Source organism: Streptococcus sanguinis SK355 (assembly GCF_000212855.1).
In the GTDB taxonomy this organism is placed as follows: Bacteria; Bacillota; Bacilli; order Lactobacillales; family Streptococcaceae; genus Streptococcus; species Streptococcus sanguinis_A.
In genome coordinates, this window is the sequence record NZ_GL890993.1 from 34,536 (window position 1) to 52,710 (window position 18,175).

Annotated in this window: 14 protein-coding genes and 1 pseudogene; 3 read left to right on the forward strand and 12 right to left on the reverse strand. The window is 45.3% G+C overall.

Translation table 11 applies throughout. The features are described from left to right. Positions 1-124: 124 nt before the first annotated feature. The 5 genes from HMPREF9389_RS11020 to rsmH form a co-directional block, all read right to left on the reverse strand. Complete coding sequence (locus HMPREF9389_RS11020; RefSeq protein ID WP_002927515.1) at positions 125-1,468, reverse strand: DEAD/DEAH box helicase; 1,344 nt, start codon at positions 1,466-1,468, stop codon at positions 125-127. 104 nt (positions 1,469-1,572) lie between these two features. Continuing rightward, entirely contained in the window at positions 1,573-2,556 is a 984-nt protein-coding gene (mraY, locus tag HMPREF9389_RS11015) for a phospho-N-acetylmuramoyl-pentapeptide-transferase (RefSeq protein ID WP_002927516.1), read from the reverse strand. Position 2,557: 1 nt separating this feature from the next. Beyond that, the gene (gene pbp2X / locus HMPREF9389_RS11010; RefSeq protein WP_002927517.1) at positions 2,558-4,846 is read right to left on the reverse strand and encodes a penicillin-binding protein PBP2X; all 2,289 of its coding nucleotides are present in this window, start codon (positions 4,844-4,846) and stop codon (positions 2,558-2,560) included. Further along, entirely contained in the window at positions 4,836-5,159 is a 324-nt protein-coding gene (gene ftsL / locus HMPREF9389_RS11005) for a cell division protein FtsL (protein ID WP_002893529.1), read from the reverse strand. Before ftsL ends, pbp2X begins: the two co-directional genes overlap by 11 nt. 7 nt (positions 5,160-5,166) lie before the next feature. Further along, positions 5,167-6,117: a 16S rRNA (cytosine(1402)-N(4))-methyltransferase RsmH gene (gene rsmH / locus HMPREF9389_RS11000; protein ID WP_002927518.1), complete on the reverse strand. Its 951-nt coding sequence runs from the start codon at positions 6,115-6,117 to the stop codon at positions 5,167-5,169. Positions 6,118-6,317: 200 nt separating this feature from the next. Here rsmH and HMPREF9389_RS10995 point away from each other — a divergent pair, with 200 nt between their 5' ends. Genes HMPREF9389_RS10995 through HMPREF9389_RS12105 form a run of 3 tightly spaced genes read left to right on the forward strand, consistent with a single transcriptional unit; the run spans position 6,318 to position 7,296 of the window. Beyond that, positions 6,318-6,533, forward strand: coding sequence for a helix-turn-helix transcriptional regulator (locus HMPREF9389_RS10995; protein WP_002903294.1), 216 nt, complete (start codon positions 6,318-6,320; stop codon positions 6,531-6,533). A 47-nt stretch (positions 6,534-6,580) separates the two neighbouring features. Next, positions 6,581-7,123: a DUF3278 domain-containing protein gene (locus HMPREF9389_RS10990; RefSeq protein WP_002927519.1), complete on the forward strand. Its 543-nt coding sequence runs from the start codon at positions 6,581-6,583 to the stop codon at positions 7,121-7,123. Next, complete coding sequence (locus HMPREF9389_RS12105) at positions 7,120-7,296, forward strand: hypothetical protein (protein ID WP_002927526.1); 177 nt, start codon at positions 7,120-7,122, stop codon at positions 7,294-7,296. Before HMPREF9389_RS10990 ends, HMPREF9389_RS12105 begins: the two co-directional genes overlap by 4 nt. A 60-nt stretch (positions 7,297-7,356) precedes the next feature. Here the strand turns inward: HMPREF9389_RS12105 and HMPREF9389_RS0111200 are convergent. The 7 genes and pseudogenes from HMPREF9389_RS0111200 to HMPREF9389_RS10955 form a co-directional block, all read right to left on the reverse strand. After that, positions 7,357-7,613, reverse strand: a pseudogene (locus tag HMPREF9389_RS0111200) (DUF896 family protein). A gap of 20 nt (positions 7,614-7,633) precedes the next feature. Beyond that, the gene (gene glyS, locus HMPREF9389_RS10980; protein ID WP_002927531.1) at positions 7,634-9,673 is read right to left on the reverse strand and encodes a glycine--tRNA ligase subunit beta; all 2,040 of its coding nucleotides are present in this window, start codon (positions 9,671-9,673) and stop codon (positions 7,634-7,636) included. A 2-nt stretch (positions 9,674-9,675) separates the two neighbouring features. Continuing rightward, positions 9,676-10,593 (reverse strand): glycine--tRNA ligase subunit alpha, encoded by a 918-nt coding sequence (gene glyQ / locus HMPREF9389_RS10975; RefSeq protein ID WP_002893545.1) that lies wholly within the window; start codon positions 10,591-10,593, stop codon positions 9,676-9,678. A 199-nt stretch (positions 10,594-10,792) separates the two neighbouring features. Then, complete coding sequence (locus tag HMPREF9389_RS10970) at positions 10,793-11,554, reverse strand: hypothetical protein (RefSeq protein WP_002927532.1); 762 nt, start codon at positions 11,552-11,554, stop codon at positions 10,793-10,795. Positions 11,555-11,867: 313 nt separating this feature from the next. Continuing rightward, positions 11,868-16,388 carry a S8 family serine peptidase gene (locus HMPREF9389_RS10965; protein ID WP_032906108.1) on the reverse strand — a complete coding sequence of 1,507 codons (4,521 nt, stop codon included), beginning with the start codon at positions 16,386-16,388 and terminating at the stop codon, positions 11,868-11,870. 328 nt (positions 16,389-16,716) lie between these two features. After that, entirely contained in the window at positions 16,717-17,802 is a 1,086-nt protein-coding gene (locus HMPREF9389_RS10960) for a HigA family addiction module antitoxin (protein ID WP_002927535.1), read from the reverse strand. Beyond that, entirely contained in the window at positions 17,795-18,133 is a 339-nt protein-coding gene (locus HMPREF9389_RS10955; RefSeq protein WP_002927537.1) for a type II toxin-antitoxin system RelE/ParE family toxin, read from the reverse strand. Before HMPREF9389_RS10955 ends, HMPREF9389_RS10960 begins: the two co-directional genes overlap by 8 nt. Positions 18,134-18,175 lie beyond the last annotated feature (42 nt).

The window sequence follows — 18,175 nt, forward strand, 5'->3', positions numbered from 1 at the left end:
ATCCAAATACCAAACAGACCGCACTAAGCCCAATATAAAAATAGACTAGTTTCACTAGTCTATCATATCTATCTCACAAAGACTAATATATTTTTCTTATCACAGCCATAAGAAAAGCATATCACTAAAATGTTTGGCGCTTAGCCTTACGCTCTGCCCGACCACGTGCACGATTCTCTGCTCGCTTAGTCTTGCGGCGCTTCTCGTTCACCGCCCACTGGATTTTTTTCTTGTAGCCTGGTTTGATTTTTTTCTTTTTCTTCTTGACCAGCCCCAGCATTTCCGTATCCAGCTTCTCCCGACTCTTTTCCCGATTGGCCCGGCGGTCTCGGTCGTAGGTATCCTGGAACTCGTCATCTTTTATCATCTTGGGAATGAACTTAATCCCCATCTTTTCCAGCTCCCGAATATCTGAGTCGTCACTCGGCTGGTAGAGGGTAATGGCTGTGCCGGGAAGACCATTACGGCCGGTGCGGCCTACCCGATGGACAAAGAAAGACAAGTCCTGAGGAATGGCATCGTTGATAACATGGCTGACACCTTCAATATCAATCCCCCGCGCGGCCAAGTCAGTAGCGACAATGTACTCAAAATCCAGATTTTTGACCTGATTCATGATACGCTTGCGCTCCCGCGGAGCGATATCCCCATGAATCTTAGCAACCTTGAGTCCTTGGGCTGTCAGATAGCTGTGCAGCTCGTCTGCCCTCGTCTTGGTATTAACGAAAATCATAGCCAGATAAGGCTGCAGGAGCTGACTGATTTGATAAATCTGGGCATTCTTGTCTCGTCCCTTGGTTGATAGGAGCCAGTTTTCAATGGTGTCGGCAATGACCGTCTTGGTCTTAATCTGCTCAATCACTGGATTAGACAGGTATTTTTTCAAAAAAGGCTGAAGTTTCTGTGGAATGGTCGCTGAAAAAACGAGAAACTGCAGGTCTTTTGGCAGCCGGCCTGCAATCTTATCAACCGTCGCCAAAAAACCCATGTCCAGTGTCATATCTGCCTCGTCAACGACAAAGGTCTTGGCCTTGTGAATGGCCAAGTCGCCAGACTCTACCAAGTCATAAATCCGCCCAGGCGTTCCGATGACGATATGAGGCTGACTGGACTCTAACTTCCCAATCTGACGAGCCTTGTCAGTTCCACCGACATAATTGGCCACCCGAATCTCTCTTTCAGAAAAACTAGCCAACTGCCGAGCAGCCTGATAAATCTGCGCTGCCAGCTCTCGACTTGGGGCTGTAATAACAGCCTGCACGCTGTCTGCTTCCTCATCCAGCATTTGAAAGATTGGCAGCAAAAACGTGTGGGTCTTTCCAGAGCCTGTCTTGGACTCACCGACCAAATCCCGACCTGACAATACCACAGGAATCAGCTTTTCTTGGACTGGAGTCGCTTCAACGAAGTTCAAATCCCTAAGCGCTTCCTGAATATAATCTTTAATCTTAAATTCTGTAAATTTCATCTTGTCCTCTATTCTATTATCCTAACTATTATACCAAAAAAATAACCATCCTGCTTACCCTCAAATCTAAGAAGCAGAAAAGCGAGCCAGAGACTCGCTTCTTGCTATAAATATAGGATAGCTAGGGTCAAGAGACTGCTCACGATACCGATTCCCCAGAAGAAGAAATCGACCTTCCACTCGCTCCACTCCTTGCCGTGACCAGTTAGACCTCCCAGCTCAAAGTGGTGGTGAACTGGAGTCATTCGGAAAATCCGCTTGCCGCCGGTCAGCTTGAAGTAGGTCACCTGCATCATGACAGAGGTCGTCTCAAACACATAGACGATACCAATCAAGAGCAGGGTCCACTCTTGGTGAAGGGAAATGGAGATAGCAGCCAGCATACCGCCTAAAGCCAGGCTTCCCACATCTCCCATGAAAATTTTAGCGGGCTTGTGGTTAAAGACAAAGAAGCCTAGCAAGCCGCCAATCATGCTAATGATGACAATCAGAATATCAAAGCGCTTCTGCTCAACAGCAATCACAGCATAGGCTACCAAGCTGATGACCACCGAAATGCTGGCCAAACCATCAATTCCATCCGTCAGATTGACAGCATTGGAGAAGCCAATCAGCCAAAAAAGGACGAAAAAGATGTAAAGGAAGCCCAGCTGGACAGGAACAGTGAAGACATTGAGAGAGTCCCCTGCCCCATGCTGATTATAGAAGAAGTAAAAGACAACTCCGCCGACTAGCTGCAGAAACAGTTTCTGCTTGGGATTAAGGCCCTCGTTGATCTTACGAAACACCTTGAGGAAGTCATCCAAAAAGCCGACAACACCATACAGAACCAAGATAAAAAGAATCATGATTAAGCCGTTGGACAGCTGATGCGAAAACAGACCGATAACAAAGCTAGCCAGAACGGATGTCAAGAGAAAGACTGTGCCACCCATAGTTGGCGTTCCGGCCTTGGCCTGATGCTGCTTGACATCTTCGTGCATCTGTTGGCCTGTGATGCGAGCCTTATGGTAAAAACGAATAAAGGCAGGAATGCCGATGATAGTTAGGATAAAAGTTACGATTCCTGCAATAAGAGCAATAAGCATATTAGTCTCCCATTGTAATTGTTATTTTCTTGAGATTTTTCAGCGAAGTATTGGTCTTCTCGCTCTGCTTGACGACCTTGGAGCCCTCTCCCTTGAAAGTGACTTCAATGTCCTGCCACTTGGCAAAACGTTCGACATTTGCCTTGGTCCAGCCGTACATATCAGGCAGACTTTCTAAATCATCTGACAAGATCAAAACCTGCTGGTTGGCCTTGAGATTTTTGCCCTCTTTGACAGATACTTTTTTAATCTTGCCACCTGTTCCCAGTACAATTGGCTGGACTAGGTTTCGGCGCAATTCATCTGCCAGACCGCCAGGACTGATTTGATTTTTCAGACCTAGTTGCTTGGTCAGTTTTTCTACGGACGGCATTTTATAACTGGTTTCTTCAGTGACTGTCTCAAGAGCCGGAGTCGCTTCCGTTGTCAGATTAAGGCTGTCTTTGAGAGCGACAGCTTCTTCCAAGACCGGATTGACCACTTCTTGCCAGAATATTGGCTGGAATTTTTCCTCAGGCTGCTGAACTGTCACATACATGATAAATTCAGGATTTTCTGCCGGCGTCATGGCAACAACTGAATAGATATAATCGTTCTCGCCCTCTAGATAACCATTTTCAGAAGCGATCTGAGCGGTCCCTGATTTGACGGCGACATTCTGACCAGCCACTTGAATGACGGGTTCTCCACCAACATTCAGGGTTCCTTTGTAGGGGTCTGTTCCGACTTGAACCATATAATCCCGAGTGGTTTGAGCTGCTTTTTCTGAGACAGGATTTCCGATAATTTCCGTCGCAGTCTTACGAGCTGTATTGGTTTTAGGATCATGGATAGCATTGATAAACTTAGGCTCCACCATGACACCATCATTGGCTACAGATGAGAAAGCACGCAGCATCTGCACCTGTGTCACACCAATCCCTTGACCGAAAGAACTCATGGCAATCGTAACATAGTTATCACCTGGTAGGGAGCCATAGGTTTCATTGCCCATCCCAAAGCGGGTCGGCAGGCCAAACTTAAACTTACTCAAGTAGTCCAGCCACTTGTCATTGCCCATCTTCTGCTCCAAAATGGTCATACCGACGTTACTGGAATAGGTAAATCCTTGGGCAAAGGTCAGCGTTTCCCCTTCCGAAATCCCCATGTTGACATTCCAGTCCCGAATGGTCGCATCCATGACCTTATACTCTCTGCTGTCATAGGTATCGTTAGGATTAAAGCTACCATTATCAATAGCTGAAGCCAGAGTCATGACCTTCATGGTAGATCCAGGCTCGTACTGACCTTGATAGAGCATGGTGTTCCAGTTGCCCAGATTCTTCTCATTCAAGCCTTCCTTGGTATCTGCATTATAGGTCGGCCTTTGAGAAGTAGCTAGGATTTCGCCGGTCTTGGCACTGACCAAGGTTGCATTGACAAACTTACCTTTGACTTTTTCCTGAAAGGCGTTCATCCGCGTTTCTAGGTAGGTTTGCAAATCAGCCGACAGCGTTGTATAGACGTCCTTGCCGTCTTCTGCCTGTACAGAGACCTTTTCTGATCCAGGCACAACATTACCATTTCGGTCTTTTTCATAGGTCACAATCCCATTCTGACCAGCAAGAATCCTATCCAGTGCCTGCTCCATGCCAGAAGTCCCTTTCAGCGTCTTATTGCCTTCCTTATCCTCCTGCAGCTGTGCAAGACCAATAAACTGGGAGGCAAACACACCGTTGCTATAACTGCGGTTAGGACTGGTAGTAAAGTCAATTCCTTCAATACCAGCAGCTTCAAAGGCTTCCCGCATAGCATTCATATTACTGTAGGTAATGCCATTGCCCTGTGCCCCGAAGGAAACCTGCTTGAGATTTTTCTGCGACAGCTGGGTTTTGACATAGTCCTTATCCAGCTCTAGGTATTGATTGAAAATCTCTGCCACCTTATCGTACTGGGATTCTTCCACATAGAGAATCTTGCCGGTAGCTGACTTGTAACTCTTGTCAATAATGGCATAAACATTATAAGTCGTGGCATCCTCTGCAATGGGAACACCATTTCGGTCATAGATTGTTCCCCGCCGGGCAGCGACTGTAACCGTCTTTTGATGGACTACTTCTGCTCCCTTTGATAGATTAACACCGAACTTCTGGTCTGTCCCGATAATGATGGCAAAATTAATCAAGAAAACGAAAAAGAGAAAGATAGCTAAGATACTCATGCTCTTTCCCACTTGCCGCCGATTGTATTCAGGGGTTTGCCTATTTTTCAGGGCGTATTTTTTAATTTTTTCAAAAATTCTATTCTTCATCCGTTGAACTCACTGTTTTACGATTTCCCTTCTGGAGTTTCATATCCTGAGAGCTGGCTAGCTGGGACAGTCTTTCATAGCGGGTCAGTTCATTGACTTCCTGCTTGATGTCGGCCAGCTCTGTCTGCTCCGCTTCAATCTGTGTATTGACTTCCGTCAAATCCCGATCTACCTGCAATAGCTTGGTCTGCATAAAGACGATGCTGACTGCTAAAATAATGGCAGTCAAAACGATAGAGCCATAAAAGGCCTTCTCAACTCGGGAAAATTTTCTCATCTGATCTTGAAGCGGGTTTGGTCTTTTTTCTGACATTTCTTCCTCACTTGTGTATCTTACGGGCCACGCGCAGCTTGGCGGAATGAGCCCGGTTATTGCTTTCTAATTCTTCTTTGCTTGGTAAAATTGGTTTGCGGCTGACCAGCTCCAGCTTAGGCTGCAGTTCATCTGGGATGAAGGGCAAGCCTTTTGGAACATCCACTGTTGACGCCTCCTTGAAAAGCTGCTTGGTCAGACGGTCTTCCAGCGAATGAAAAGTAATGACCGCAATCCGGCCGTCCACCGCCAGCAAATCAATAGCTTGCTGAATAGACTCATCCGCCGCTCCCAACTCATCATTGACCTCAATCCGAATGGCCTGAAAAATCTGCTTGGCTGGATGACCTTTCTTCTTCAGCTCCTTAGCTGGCTTAGCCGACTTGATAATTTCAGCCAGTTCTGTCGTTGTTTCAATGGGCTTGACACTTCTAGCCTGCTCAATCTTGCGAGCAATCTGCTTAGAAAACTTATCTTCGCCGTATTTAAAAAAGATTCGTACTAAATCCTGATAGCTATAATGATTGACAACCTCAAAAGCTGTCAAGGCTGCATCGCGGTTCATGCGCATATCCAAAGGCGCATCCTGTTTATAGGAAAAACCACGCTCACGCTGATCCAGCTGAGGGCTGGAAACGCCTAAGTCATAACAAATCCCATCAATTTCTTCCACACCGGCTTCTTGCAAACGGCTCTTGAGGTGGCGGAAATTGTCCTTGATAAAGGTCACCATCCCCCGCTCTACATAAGGAGCCAGGCGCTTTTTAGCATTGTCAATAGCTGTCTGGTCCTGATCAAAGGCATAAAGATGCCCCTCATCTCCGAGCTGACTCAAAAGATATTCGCTGTGACCAGCACCGCCAAGGGTCGCATCGACATAGATGCCATCAGGCTTAACCGCCAACTGGTCAACCGTTTCATGAAGAAGAACAGTAATGTGATGAAATTCGTTTGTCATATCTTACTTATTATATCACATTCAAAAGCAAAAAAAAATTTAAAAGAAAAAGTAAGCGGATGAAATCCTTTTTAAAATTTTTTGTCAGATATACTTGACACTTTTTTCAAAAAGTATTATACTAGCATAAAATAAAAGTCAAATATAACTGACAAACTTACTAAAAGTTATCAGTTATAGAATTAGAAAGGAAGGGTGTAATGAATCGTGTCAAAGAATTTCGAAAAGAAAAAAAGATGTCTCAGCTAGAGTTGGCCAAGTCTATCGGGGTATCGCGGCAAACTATCAATATGATTGAAAACAACAAATACAACCCCACTCTCGAGCTCTGTATCAATCTGGCTAGAGCGCTGGATACTGACCTCAACGCCCTCTTTTGGGAACCCCAGCTGACAGATGAAGAATCAGATGACTAAGAGTTTTTCCCTGCAGCAACATTCATACCTAAAGAAAGGACACAAACATGAAAAAAGAAACATTCTCAGACAAGATGATTAAACGATTTTACGGCATTACTGGACCTTTGGACGAGCAAAAACGCCAACAGGCTGAGCACTTAGGAAATATAGGCTTTATTTGGCTTTTCTTTATCCTGATTTTTGGCAATGCCATCGCCTTTCCCTTAGCCTTTCGCTGGCCCAAAATTATCGCTCTAGCCTATCCTATCCTGCTAGAAATCCTTATCCTCGGCTTCTGTGTCTATATAATCATCCAAGCACGCCGCAAAGGAATTGATGACCTAGAGCTAGGACTTCAGGATGAAAAAGAAGAAAAAGCTATGAAACATGCTGGTCTCAAAGCAGGATTCTCTTATTGGCTGCTCTTTTATCCTCTCTTCGGCATCATGATAGCTGTCATGGAAAAGAAAGATATCCTGCAAATTTTGCTTCAGCCTAAACTCATTATAACTGGATTAGCCGCAGGCCTTGGATTTGGACTGATGATGCATTTCATTGCCAAAGGAAAGATTCGCCAAGCACAAAAAAAGGAGGAAGAAGACCTATGAGACTCAATCTCAAAGAAAAAATGGATCTAGGCATTCTGTCCCTCATTATTGCCATCGCTGCTTATTTCTTTTTCCGTATCACGGAGCCTTGGATTTTCTGGCTGGATGTAGCAATCATCGTTAGCTGCATCTATGTAGCCCTCCGCATTTTGAAAAAACGTAAACAAGAATAAAAGAATCCCTCGACAGGAACTTTCTAGCTTCCTAGCGAGGGATTTTTTATTTATATCTACTTAAGACTCTGGGTCATCCAGACTTCGGCCATGAAGACCTTTCTCGCGCTGAACTTGACGCAACTTCTCAGGTGTCACATCATTGCCATCCTCATCAACAATCTTGATGCCTTCGATGTGATGACGAACAGAGCGACGGTAGCCTTCGATATACTCTTCACGAAGCTTGGCTTGTTCCACTTTTTCCTCAGCAGTTAGGCCTTCCGTTTTTTCTTTTTAGCCAGTTCGTTGATGCGTTCAATTTTTTTAGGATCCATGATTCTACCTCTCTTACCTTTTATTTGGTATTAATCTGATTAAACTGGGCCAGCTGTCCCGCCTTAGCCGTCAATGAAGCTAGGAGAGCTAGGCGGTTGTTACGCACAGCTTCATCTTCTGCCATGACCATGGTATGATCAAAGAAAGCATCGATAACTGGACTGAGAGCAAAGAGTTGGTCCAGATTGGCAGCTAAGTCTGCCGTCAGCTCCACTGCTTCAATAGCAGCTGCCAAATCTTTTTCCTCTTGATTTTCAAAGAGAGCTGGATTGACAGCTGTCTGCCCTTGGGCTTTCTCAGCTAGATTGAAGACCCGAGACAGGCTTTCGACTGCTGACTTGAAGTTGGCTTCCTGAGCTTTTTCTGCTAGAAGCGCAGCTGTTTCTACCAAATCGCGTACAACGAAGTGAGTGCTTTGAAGAACAGCTGTCACGATATCTTTCGGAATACTGCGATCCATCATCTTCTCAACACGGGCACGGAAGAAGTCCAGCACCGCCTCTTGATTGTCATAGCTTAGGCTATCAAACTTGAGTTCGTAAAGTCGACCAAGAAGCTGAGCCAAGTCAATGTTCCAGCCAAACTTGTCCAAGATACGCACGACACCCTGAGTCGCACGGCGCAGTGCATAAGGGTCATTGGAACCGCTCGGAATCAGTCCAACTGAGAAGAAGGACAGAATGGTATCCAGCTTATCAGCCAGAGCCAAGACTGCTCCGACCTTGGTGTCAGGCAATTCGCCATCGGCTGAAGTCGGCATATAGTGCTCCCGAATGGCAGCTGCAACCGCAGCATTCTCACCAGCCAGAAGAGCATACTTCTCTCCCATGATACCTTGCAGCTCATCAAATTCCCCAACCATGCCAGTCAGCAGGTCAAACTTATAAATAGCCGCTGCACGAGCCAAGTCAGCTGTTTCATCAGCATCCAATCCTGCCTCTTGTGCCAAGAGAGCAGCAATCTTGCCAGTCCGCTCCATGTGCTCTGCCAGAGAACCAATCTTTTCGTGGAAGGTCACATTGTTCAGCTTTTCAACCAAGTCAGCAATAGCCAGTTTTTGGTCTTCCCGCCAGAAGAATTCCCCATCTTCCAGACGAGCCACCAAGACTTTTTCATTTCCCTTGATGACATTTTCTAAGTGCTCTGCATTTCCGTTGCGAACAGAGATAAAGTGCGGCAAAAGTTTGCCTTCAGCATCGCGCACAACAAAATAACGCTGGTGCTCTTTCATGGAAGTCACCAAGACTTCTTCTGGCACCTCTAAATATTTAGCATCAAAATTACCTAGGAAAGCAGTTGGATATTCTACCAGATTCAAGACTTCATTGAGCAGGTCTTCGTCAATTTCGATAGAAACACCGTGCTCCTCTTCCAGTGCTCGAATCTGCTCGACAATCATATCACCCCGCTCAAGAGGACTGGCAATGACAAACTGAGCCCGTAGGTCATCTTCATAGGAATCCGCTGAAACAATCTCCGTTTCTTTCCCTAAGAAACGATGGCCACGGCTGGTACGACCGCTCTTGATGTCCAAGAAATCCAAATCAAAGGCCTGCTCATCTAGGAGCACAGTCAAGGTATGAACTGGGCGGATGTATTCAAAGGTGTTGTTGGCCCAGTGCATGCTGACAGGGAAGGTCAGAGCTTGCAGAACTTCCGTCACCGCTGGGATGATTTCCTCTACCGGGCGGCCGATTTCTTCCTTGGTCACATAGACGTATTCTTCTCCCTTGATTTCACGGAAAGTAATGTCCTCAACCGTCAAGCCCTTGCCACGGACAAAGCCTTCGGCAGCCTTGGTAAAGTTGCCATCTGCGTCCAGAGCAATTTTCTTAGAAGGGCCTTTGAAATCTTCGGTCAAGTCGGACTGCTTGTCCGCCAATCCAACCACGCGCACGGCTAAACGGCGAGGCGTGGAGAACATTTCGATTTTCTCAAAGCTCAGACGATGGTCTGTTAGGAAGGCCCCCATCTTGTCGCGCAGCTGCTTCATGCTCGGTGTCACGACATAGGCTGGCATTTCCTCCAAGCCTAATTCAACTAATAAATTTTTCACCATGATTATTCTCCCTCCTCTGCCAAGAGTTTCTCGCGAGTCTCTGCATCCAAAAGCGGGTAGCCCAGACGCTTGCGCTCAGCTACAAAGGTCTTGGCCACAACACGCGCCAGATTACGAATACGAGCAATATAACCAGCCCGCTCTGTCACAGATACAGCGCCACGCGCATCCAAGAGATTAAAGGTATGCGAGCATTTGAGAACATAGTCATAGGCCGGGTGCACCAGATGCTCGTCCAGACAGCGCTTAGCTTCTGCTTCAAACTTCTCAAAATTCCCCAAGAGCAAGTCTTGGTCACTGACCTCAAAGCTGTACTTGGAATGCTCATACTCAGGATGCGTGAAAATTTCGCCGTACTTAACTCCATCAGCCCACTCAATGTCGTAGACTGAGTCTACTTCCTGGATATAAGAAGCCAGACGCTCCAGACCATAAGTCACCTCAGCAGTCACCGGCTGAGTTGGCAGACCTCCGACCTGCTGGAAGTATGTGAACTGAGTGATTTCCATACCATCCAGCCAGACTTCCCAGCCCAGACCAGCCGAGCCAGTTGAAGGATTTTCCCAGTTATCCTCGACAAAGCGGATGTCGTGCTCCAGCGGATTGATACCCAAGAGCTCCAAAGACTGCAAGTAAAGTTCTTGGATATTGCTTGGAGACGGCTTCATAACCACTTGAAATTGGTGGTGTTGATAAAGGCGGTTAGGATTTTCCCCATAACGACCATCTGCTGGTCGGCGAGACGGCTCTACATAGGCCGCATTCCACGGCTCTGGCCCAATAGCCCGCAGGAAGGTATAGGGACTCATCGTTCCCGCCCCCTTCTCGTTATCATAAGCCTGCATGAGCATACACCCCTGGTCATTCCAGAACTGCTGCAAAGTCAAGATAATTTCTTGAAAGGTAAGTTTCTTAGACATTAGTTACTCCTTTAGTTTCTTGAGATTCTTGCGAAGCGTTCAAAAGGGAACAATTACTTCCCTTTTGAAAAGCTAGTACATCGCTTAGACAAACCTCCCCATAGCGGTTGTCGTTAGTCAATCGAACCTTTAGGTTCGCAATTGACTTTAGCGAGGTGAAACGTTAACTTCTTAGACATTTTTTACTCCTTTAGTTTGTTTATATCTCTTTGTCTATTATTTTCTGCTGTATGAACCAATCCAACAAGGGAAGTGTTTTATCTGTATTTTCCCAATGATGATAAGAATTAAAGACCGCTTGCACACTGCCTAGATTTTCTACTAACTTGTCAACTGTCAAAAAACTGCGCCAGTATTCGTAAAAAATACTATCATAATTCCCTTTATAAGTCGAAGTACCGAAATCATTCAATGAGTACCAACCGTGCTTTTTCTGAAAGAGCTCAACAAGAGACTGATTACAAGCTTTTTCCACTCGAAATTCCTCATCTGTAAAGAAATACTTGCGACTAATATACTCAGCCATACCTTCTTCAAACCAGATATAGGCACCGTATCCATCAAAGTCATCTAAAAAATGCTCCGACCAATGAGCTAACTCATGGCCCACAATCTGCAAGAGAGAATTTTCAGACAAAGACTGATAGTTGCTTTCTATTGCTCGAGTTTGGTGAGAGGTCTCGTAATTCTCCAACTGAAGGAGATACAAATCTTTCCAAACCGGCAACTCGGGAGTCATAACCATCCGCTTATCATTTGTATAAGCTGGCACAGGAATTTCACGAATGATCTGCGTAGCAGAATCAAAATCGGACCAAATGATGGCTTGCGGCAAGTCATAAACCGCAAACTCGTCTTTTAAAAAAGCTAGATAATCCTGCAACTTTGCGGCATTCTTTGCGACGAAATCTCGAAAAGCTACTAATTGATTCTCATCTTTTACAAGATAAAGGTTCTCCATGAATCTCCTTTCTTTCGAACAATAGACTCAGTACGCAAAAGAACCACATCCGACACTCCTAGGCTCTTCAACCTAGGGGCGTCAAGACGCGGTTCCACCCTAATTTATTACTTCATTGCTTTTGAAATTATAACCGAAAGCGCCATCTGCACTGCTTCCCTATCCGGCTCACACTATCCCGAACTCGCTAAAAAGTAGACAATGAGAATTCTTTCTAAAAAAGATTATAGCAGAAAATAAGGCCAATGTAAAATACTTATCGAAAAATCCCTCAAGTTTCAACTTAAGGGATTTTAACTCACTTGAAAACCAATTAGACTTGTTTAGGTTTTTTCGGTCTCACAACTCTTGGCTTTCTGCCATCAAGTTTTCTCTTGGCTGCTCTGAGGTTGGCAATGGCTTCTTTGACATCTTCCTGGCTGGCACCTGGATTAGCCAAAACTTCCTTAGCCTGTGCATAAGCCTCTAGATAAGCCGCCTTAACCGCGTCAGTCGCATAGATAAACTTATTGCTGATGGCTTGGTAATGCACTTCATCATCGACTAGCTTCTTGAGATTAGTAAAGTTAGTCGCCTTGCCATCTAGCTTCTTCTCTGCTGTAGTCAGCTGAGCTAGGGCAGTATCGATTTGCTCCTGGGTCACCTTATCCTGCACCAAGAGCAGAGCCACTGCTTGAAAGGCCTTGTCATAAGCGCGGCGAGTTCTATCCTTAGCATTGGCATAAGCACCTGTCTTAGTGGTAGCAGCATAAGCTTCCACAGCCGCCTTAACCGCAGCAATATCAGAGTCCTTGCCGTCTAGATTAGCAGATGCTGTTTCTAGCTTACCTCTTACGGCATCAACTTGCGCTTGGGTCAGTTTGCTTGTCAAAGCTTCCTTGGCTGCTTGATATGCTTGGTCGTAGGCTGTGCGCTTCGCTGCAGAAGCATTGTAATACTGAGCAGTGCCGACCAGACTAGACTGCTGATTAACAGCTGCCAGCAAGCCTGACTTGACGATAACTCCCAGCTTCAGCAGGTTATTCTTACCTTCTTTGACCTCAACAGTCGGCTCACTTTCCCAGAGCTCATAACCAGTCGGCAGGTTGACAAAGACAGAGTAGAATCCAGCTGCTACGGATCTTCCGAAGGCTTGCTTGCCAAACAGTTCTGTTGGAAGCGTATAAGCATCGCCATTATTATTCTTGAGAACCACTTGGGTATTCTTCGGAACAGCTTGATCAAAGGCAACGCTGACCGGTGCAAAGACCAGCTTCTTAACTAGAAACTCAATCGTCTTAAAGCTATCTTGGGCTGTCAGCTCAAACTCCTGAGTCAGAGCGCTGTAGAAACGAAGCTCATCCTTATCATAAGTAAAGATCTCTGCTGTATAGCGGCCAAATGGCAGAGCATTGATTTGCTTGCCCTTGTCCAGTTCAACATACTTACCCTTGCTATCCTTGATTCGATAGACAAAGGTTGAAGATACATCTTGATGCGTATTGGCATCCACCAGAGCGACACGGATACGCCCATCATTTTCAGCACTGACTAGCTCTGACAGAGCTATGGCATCACGGTTGCCTGCATAGTCCTCTACCACATAGAAAATCTTAGACTTGTCCACTCCTTTTGGCAAGGTGTAGCTGCCATCCGCATTGGCTGAGATGTAAACTCGACGCTCGTAATCACGCTCAATGCCAAAATCATCTACGGCTTTATAGGTCTCTTTCCCTTTTTCATCTGCTTGCAGATAGAAAACCTGCTCTCTCAAAATACCGCCGTTGCCGACATCTTTAGGCTTGCGAGCCGTAAAGGTTTCCGCACCATCCTTGGTACTGATATAGCCTGAGCTAATCAAAGGCTTCTGCGTATCAATCTGCAGGTTAAAGGTAATCTGCTGCTCTTTAGCACCTGGTACATCTGGTGTATAGCGAACCACATAGGTATAGAGGCCATCTTCCAGCTTCTCACCCTTGCTGTCACGACCATCCCAGTATGTATCTTCTAGCAGGTAGGACTTAGGATTGTCTGACTGACCACTATAATAGTTCTTGCGGCTTTCTCTAATCGTGCTGCTCTGCCAGATTGGGAAGCGATAGTCCTTATCATCTGCCGTATAAACACTAGCCGTCAGATTATTGATATTGCGATAGAGAACTGTCCGATACTGGATGCTGTCCTGATTGCCATCACCATTAGGTGAGAAGGCCAGACGAATCTTGCCATCCGCTCCCAGCTGCAGCACATGCTTACCATCCGCATTTTCTGCAGTTCCCAGTACAATTGAGCTACGAGCAGCTGTTCGACCGGTAGAGTAGAGTGTATCATTTGACTCTGTCACAAGGGAAGATACATTGTCATCAGATAGGATACTCTTGTCCTCTGGCACTGGGTAATAGAAGCCTGACTTGCCTTCTTGGACTAGATCATAGATTGGTCTTTCTACAGCTGGCAGATCTTGGAATTGCCCACGGAAGCCCATGAATGGCAGACTAACCACATCGCCGTCATCCGCTGGATCGACAAAGCGGACAAAGCCTTCTAGGAAATAGCCATTCGGCATCTGCTTGATCAACTCTTCCGCAAACTTAGCAGTATTTACCTTGACCGTCACTTTCTGGCTGCTGTGAGCCTTGACGGTAACTTCTGGCCAAACCGTTTCGGTTAGTTTGCGAGGTGTCAGGGTAAAGTAGCCATCCTTGACCGCATCCGTGTTGGTATTGACAATCATCTTCAGCGTCCGGTCCTTATCTGTGATATTATGAACCGTAACATCAAAGGTGAAACTGTCTTGGACATTGCCCAAGGAAACGCTAGGATATTGGTTATCCCCTGTCACATAGAGACCGGTAGAAATAGCCGCTGCCGTATCTACGATACCAGCTCCCTGCTGTCGCGGAGAGGTATAGGCACCTGTTTCCTTGTTGACATGCAGCTTGGCTGTAGACATGATGAGCGCTTTGACCAAATCGGCATTCTGGGCAGGTGTCAGGTCTGGATAGTGCTGAAGGAGATATTCCTTGACCAGAGCCGCTACACCAGCCACATGAGGGGTAGCCATACTGGTTCCCTGCATATTGCCATAGGTATTGTCGTTAAGTGAAGAGTAAATATCGCCACCTGGTGCTGTCACATCTGGCTTGAGCAAGCCATCTGTCGTCACACCCCAGCTAGAGAAGTCAGACAGACTACCTGCTCCTGGATGCGGCCGATTGACCTTAAGTCCATTAAAGGCCACCTTGTAGTTACCAGCTGCTAAAGCCTCTCCATATTTCTTACTGATAAAGGCTGACGGAACCTTTTTAGATTCACTGTCTAGGCTCATCGTTAGGTTAGCTCCGTCGACATTATTGTAGATCAGAGCACCAACAGCACCATGGCTAATGGCATTTCTAACTTTTTCAGCAAAGGTAAAGGAACCACGCTGGATAAGAGCCAGCTTACCTGTCAGATCCTTACCAGCAAAGTCCTCTTCACGGCCAAGACCAACATGGACATACTCATATTCCTTGCCCTTTTCAAAGGTTGCATTTGTCTCACCCATGGAGTAGCTGAAATGACCGTTCAAAAGCTTATCATTCTTTTCCAGACCACGCACTTCCATGACTTCCTCTGTCAGAACAGTGTTATTGACAGAGGCGACTGAGATAGAGCTTTCTACTGTTGAAGGACTGCCAACTAGACCATAGTCTGGATTTTCAACCAGCGGTTTAGAGTATTCACTTCCGAAGGTGTTGTCATTACCCGCCGCAATGATCACGCTCACCCCCTTGGCCCGAGCGCGCTCAATAGCGGCCTGCAGACTAGGGCTGACATCAACCGTTGAACCTGTTGCTGAACCTAGACTCATATTGATGGTATCAGCCCCCAAAGCCACCGCATCATCAATAGCTTTGATATAGATAGCGTCGCTAGTTGTGCGTTGACGGTCTGAGAAGACCCGCATAAACATAACTTGTGCTTCTGGCGCAACACCATAGACATACTCATCATTAGGAGCTTTCTTGTTGGGATTTCCCGCTGTAATCCCTGTTACGTGCATACCATGTGAGTAACTGTTCTTTTCCTTGATATTGTCATCACCGTCGATATAGTTATAGGCATAGACAACCTTGCTGTTATACCATTTCCCGTAGTCAATACCAGCCTTTTTCTTAGCTTCTTCCAGAGCTGCCTCTGTCTGATACTTGGCCTTTGACGGGTCAGAAATCTTCAAAACCTCATGGTGGACATCCAGACCTGAATCGATAATGGCTACCACTCGGCCTTGACCTTTATAGCCTTGAGACCAGGTCTGAGGAACCTTGATAATCTCATTGGTACTGATGCTGCTTGGTTTAGCATCCCGAGAAGTTGGTGACTCTGCTACTGCATCAGGATTAGCAGCAGGCTTGTCTGAGTTTACGGCTGCCGGAGACTCTACAGTCGGACTAGCTGATTCAGTTGGCTTGGATTCTGTGGTAGATGGTTGAGTTACCTTCTCAGCACTTGAAGAAGCCTCTTCCGATGAAGAAGTCGCTCCTTTCTCTACAGGAGCTGCAGCTGCTTCCTTAGCCTCTGCCGTAGAAGGCTGGCTCGCCTGCTCTGTACTTGAAGCTACCGATTCAGAAGAAGCTGGTGCTGCTTTCTCCACAGCAGCTGGAGTTACCGGCTGACTCTCAGGTGTAGCTGCTTGAGAAGCGGACTCAGTCGCTGATACCACAGCGGCAGTCGGCTGACCTTGCCCTGACGAACTAACTGTCGCCTGCTCATCCGCCTGAGCCTGTCCAGCACCAAAAACCAGAGCAGTTCCCAGCAGAACAGAAGCCAAACCGAACTTGTATTTACGGAGTGAAAAACGTTGTCTTTGCATAGAAGTCTCCTTATCTTTATTTATAAACCATATTATAATAAAAATTTTCTGACAATTCATACAATCCTAACAAATTTAACCAAAACGTAATAATGACGAATGTTCTATCCAAAAACTGCTATATGATAAAGTTTCAAGCATCTATTTATTTGAAATACAGAACAAATACATCTTAAAATCCGGAAATAAGAAAAACCAATCAGAACTAGCGCGGAATGGACCAGTTTGATTGGTTTGTTATGGGTTGTTTATTAAGATACTATTTCTCATTGATTAATAAGCAAACGGACTACTCCTTGAAATAAGATTCTCATAAAATCAAAAATTCTCAAGAAACAAAGTAATAGTTCTCTTTTAATTCTCTAAATTGCTCATATCCAAGGTACTGTTCCTTCTGCAGACGACCTAAAATAATACTCGGGTGAATATCTATCTCCTCAGAAAAGCGAAGGATGTCTGACTTATCAAAGTTTCCTTTTTTGACAAAAGCTTGATAGTCTTCTGCTCTAATCAAGAAATCTTTTGCAAACTGGTCAGCCTCTTCCTCAGAACGTTGGTAGGATTCACTATTTCCATCATCAGATGAAAAATCGTTCTGTAAAATATGTCCTATTTCATGAAAAAGTGAGAACCAGAAAATATCGGATGCTTTGTTTCTATCCGTGAGTAAAAGCAAGGCACTACCGTTACTGAATTTTTTAGTCGCTCCATTCAAATTGGCATTTGGTAACGCAGGAAGGCCAACTAGGACAACACCACAGTCTAATAAGATATCGTACAAGCGTTGAGGAAAGACTTCTGGGTCCTGTCTGGTCAACTCTCTCAAGGCAGGCAAGCTTTTCTCCAACTTTTTGCGATTGAGCTTGGTAGTTGTTACATCACGCGCTTTTTTAGACGCCAACTCCAGCATGATATTGGAGTTCACTATACTTTTAGTCGTAAACTCACGCGTATTCCGATAGCTGACTAGATGGTTAAAAGATGTAAGATTTTCTAAACTTGCCACACCGAGAATCTTGCGAAGCTCGACAATCTTTTCCTTCAAACTATAGCGTTTGTCTGGAACGTAGCCTTTTTCCTTAAAATACTTGAAATCAATCAGCTCACAGATTTCTTTCTCGCTACCTTCTTCTAGCTCTTTTTGTTCTACAATCTCTGCAACTTTTACATCATAAGCATTTTGAAGATTGAGCCAAGTTTGCATGGAAACTCCGCTTAGCTTGGCTAACTTATGAGCCGTCTCTTTACTAATGGACTCTTCCGCATTGACCAGCTTGCTGACAGTCTTTGCTGAAACTCCTAAGCGCTCCGCAAATTCTTTCTGCGTTACGTTATAATCTTCAATCAATTCCTCAACATACTGACCTGGATGAAAAGCAATCAGGTCTTTGTATTCAACAATTTTATTACTCATAGTGATTGCTGACCTCCTCTATTTTTAGGATTTCGATTTCAACAGGATTTGGAAACACCTTTTTTAAATCCTCTTCACGAAAACCGACAATCAACCGATAGGAACTTTTCCTACCATCTATATCCAAAACAAACTGTCTTTGTCTCTTTCCCTTGAGTTGGTGAAAGTGGTATTTAGGAAAAGCTGTCACACTAGCCAAAGAATCCGCCGCTTCCAAAAAGTTGATCAAGAGATGCAACTTTACCGCAACCTTATCCGAAAAATCCTTTTTCGCTTGCCTTAGCTCTGTGCACTGCTTTTTAACAGTTTTGTTTGTATAGATAAGCTTCATAAGTCCCTTTCTGTTAAATTAAATTACCTTTTAGGTAATTTA

Bases quoted from the DNA above. Each gene is read 5' to 3' on its own strand.
- mraY (WP_002927516.1), bottom strand. From the start codon at position 2,556: ATGCTTATTGCTCTTATTGCAGGAATCGTAACTTTTATCCTAACTATC.
- pbp2X (WP_002927517.1), bottom strand. From the start codon at position 4,846: ATGAAGAATAGAATTTTTGAAAAAATTAAAAAATACGCCCTGAAAAAT.
- rsmH (WP_002927518.1), bottom strand. From the start codon at position 6,117: ATGACAAACGAATTTCATCACATTACTGTTCTTCTTCATGAAACGGTT.
- glyS (WP_002927531.1), bottom strand. From the start codon at position 9,673: ATGGTGAAAAATTTATTAGTTGAATTAGGCTTGGAGGAAATGCCAGCC.
- HMPREF9389_RS10970 (WP_002927532.1), bottom strand. From the start codon at position 11,554: ATGGAGAACCTTTATCTTGTAAAAGATGAGAATCAATTAGTAGCTTTT.
- HMPREF9389_RS10960 (WP_002927535.1), bottom strand. From the start codon at position 17,802: ATGAGTAATAAAATTGTTGAATACAAAGACCTGATTGCTTTTCATCCA.
- HMPREF9389_RS12105 (WP_002927526.1), top strand. From the start codon at position 7,120: ATGAGACTCAATCTCAAAGAAAAAATGGATCTAGGCATTCTGTCCCTC.
- HMPREF9389_RS10965 (WP_032906108.1), bottom strand. From the start codon at position 16,388: ATGCAAAGACAACGTTTTTCACTCCGTAAATACAAGTTCGGTTTGGCT.
- HMPREF9389_RS10990 (WP_002927519.1), top strand. From the start codon at position 6,581: ATGAAAAAAGAAACATTCTCAGACAAGATGATTAAACGATTTTACGGC.
- HMPREF9389_RS10955 (WP_002927537.1), bottom strand. From the start codon at position 18,133: ATGAAGCTTATCTATACAAACAAAACTGTTAAAAAGCAGTGCACAGAG.
- ftsL (WP_002893529.1), bottom strand. From the start codon at position 5,159: ATGTCAGAAAAAAGACCAAACCCGCTTCAAGATCAGATGAGAAAATTT.
- HMPREF9389_RS11020 (WP_002927515.1), bottom strand. From the start codon at position 1,468: ATGAAATTTACAGAATTTAAGATTAAAGATTATATTCAGGAAGCGCTT.
- HMPREF9389_RS10995 (WP_002903294.1), top strand. From the start codon at position 6,318: ATGAATCGTGTCAAAGAATTTCGAAAAGAAAAAAAGATGTCTCAGCTA.
- glyQ (WP_002893545.1), bottom strand. From the start codon at position 10,593: ATGTCTAAGAAACTTACCTTTCAAGAAATTATCTTGACTTTGCAGCAG.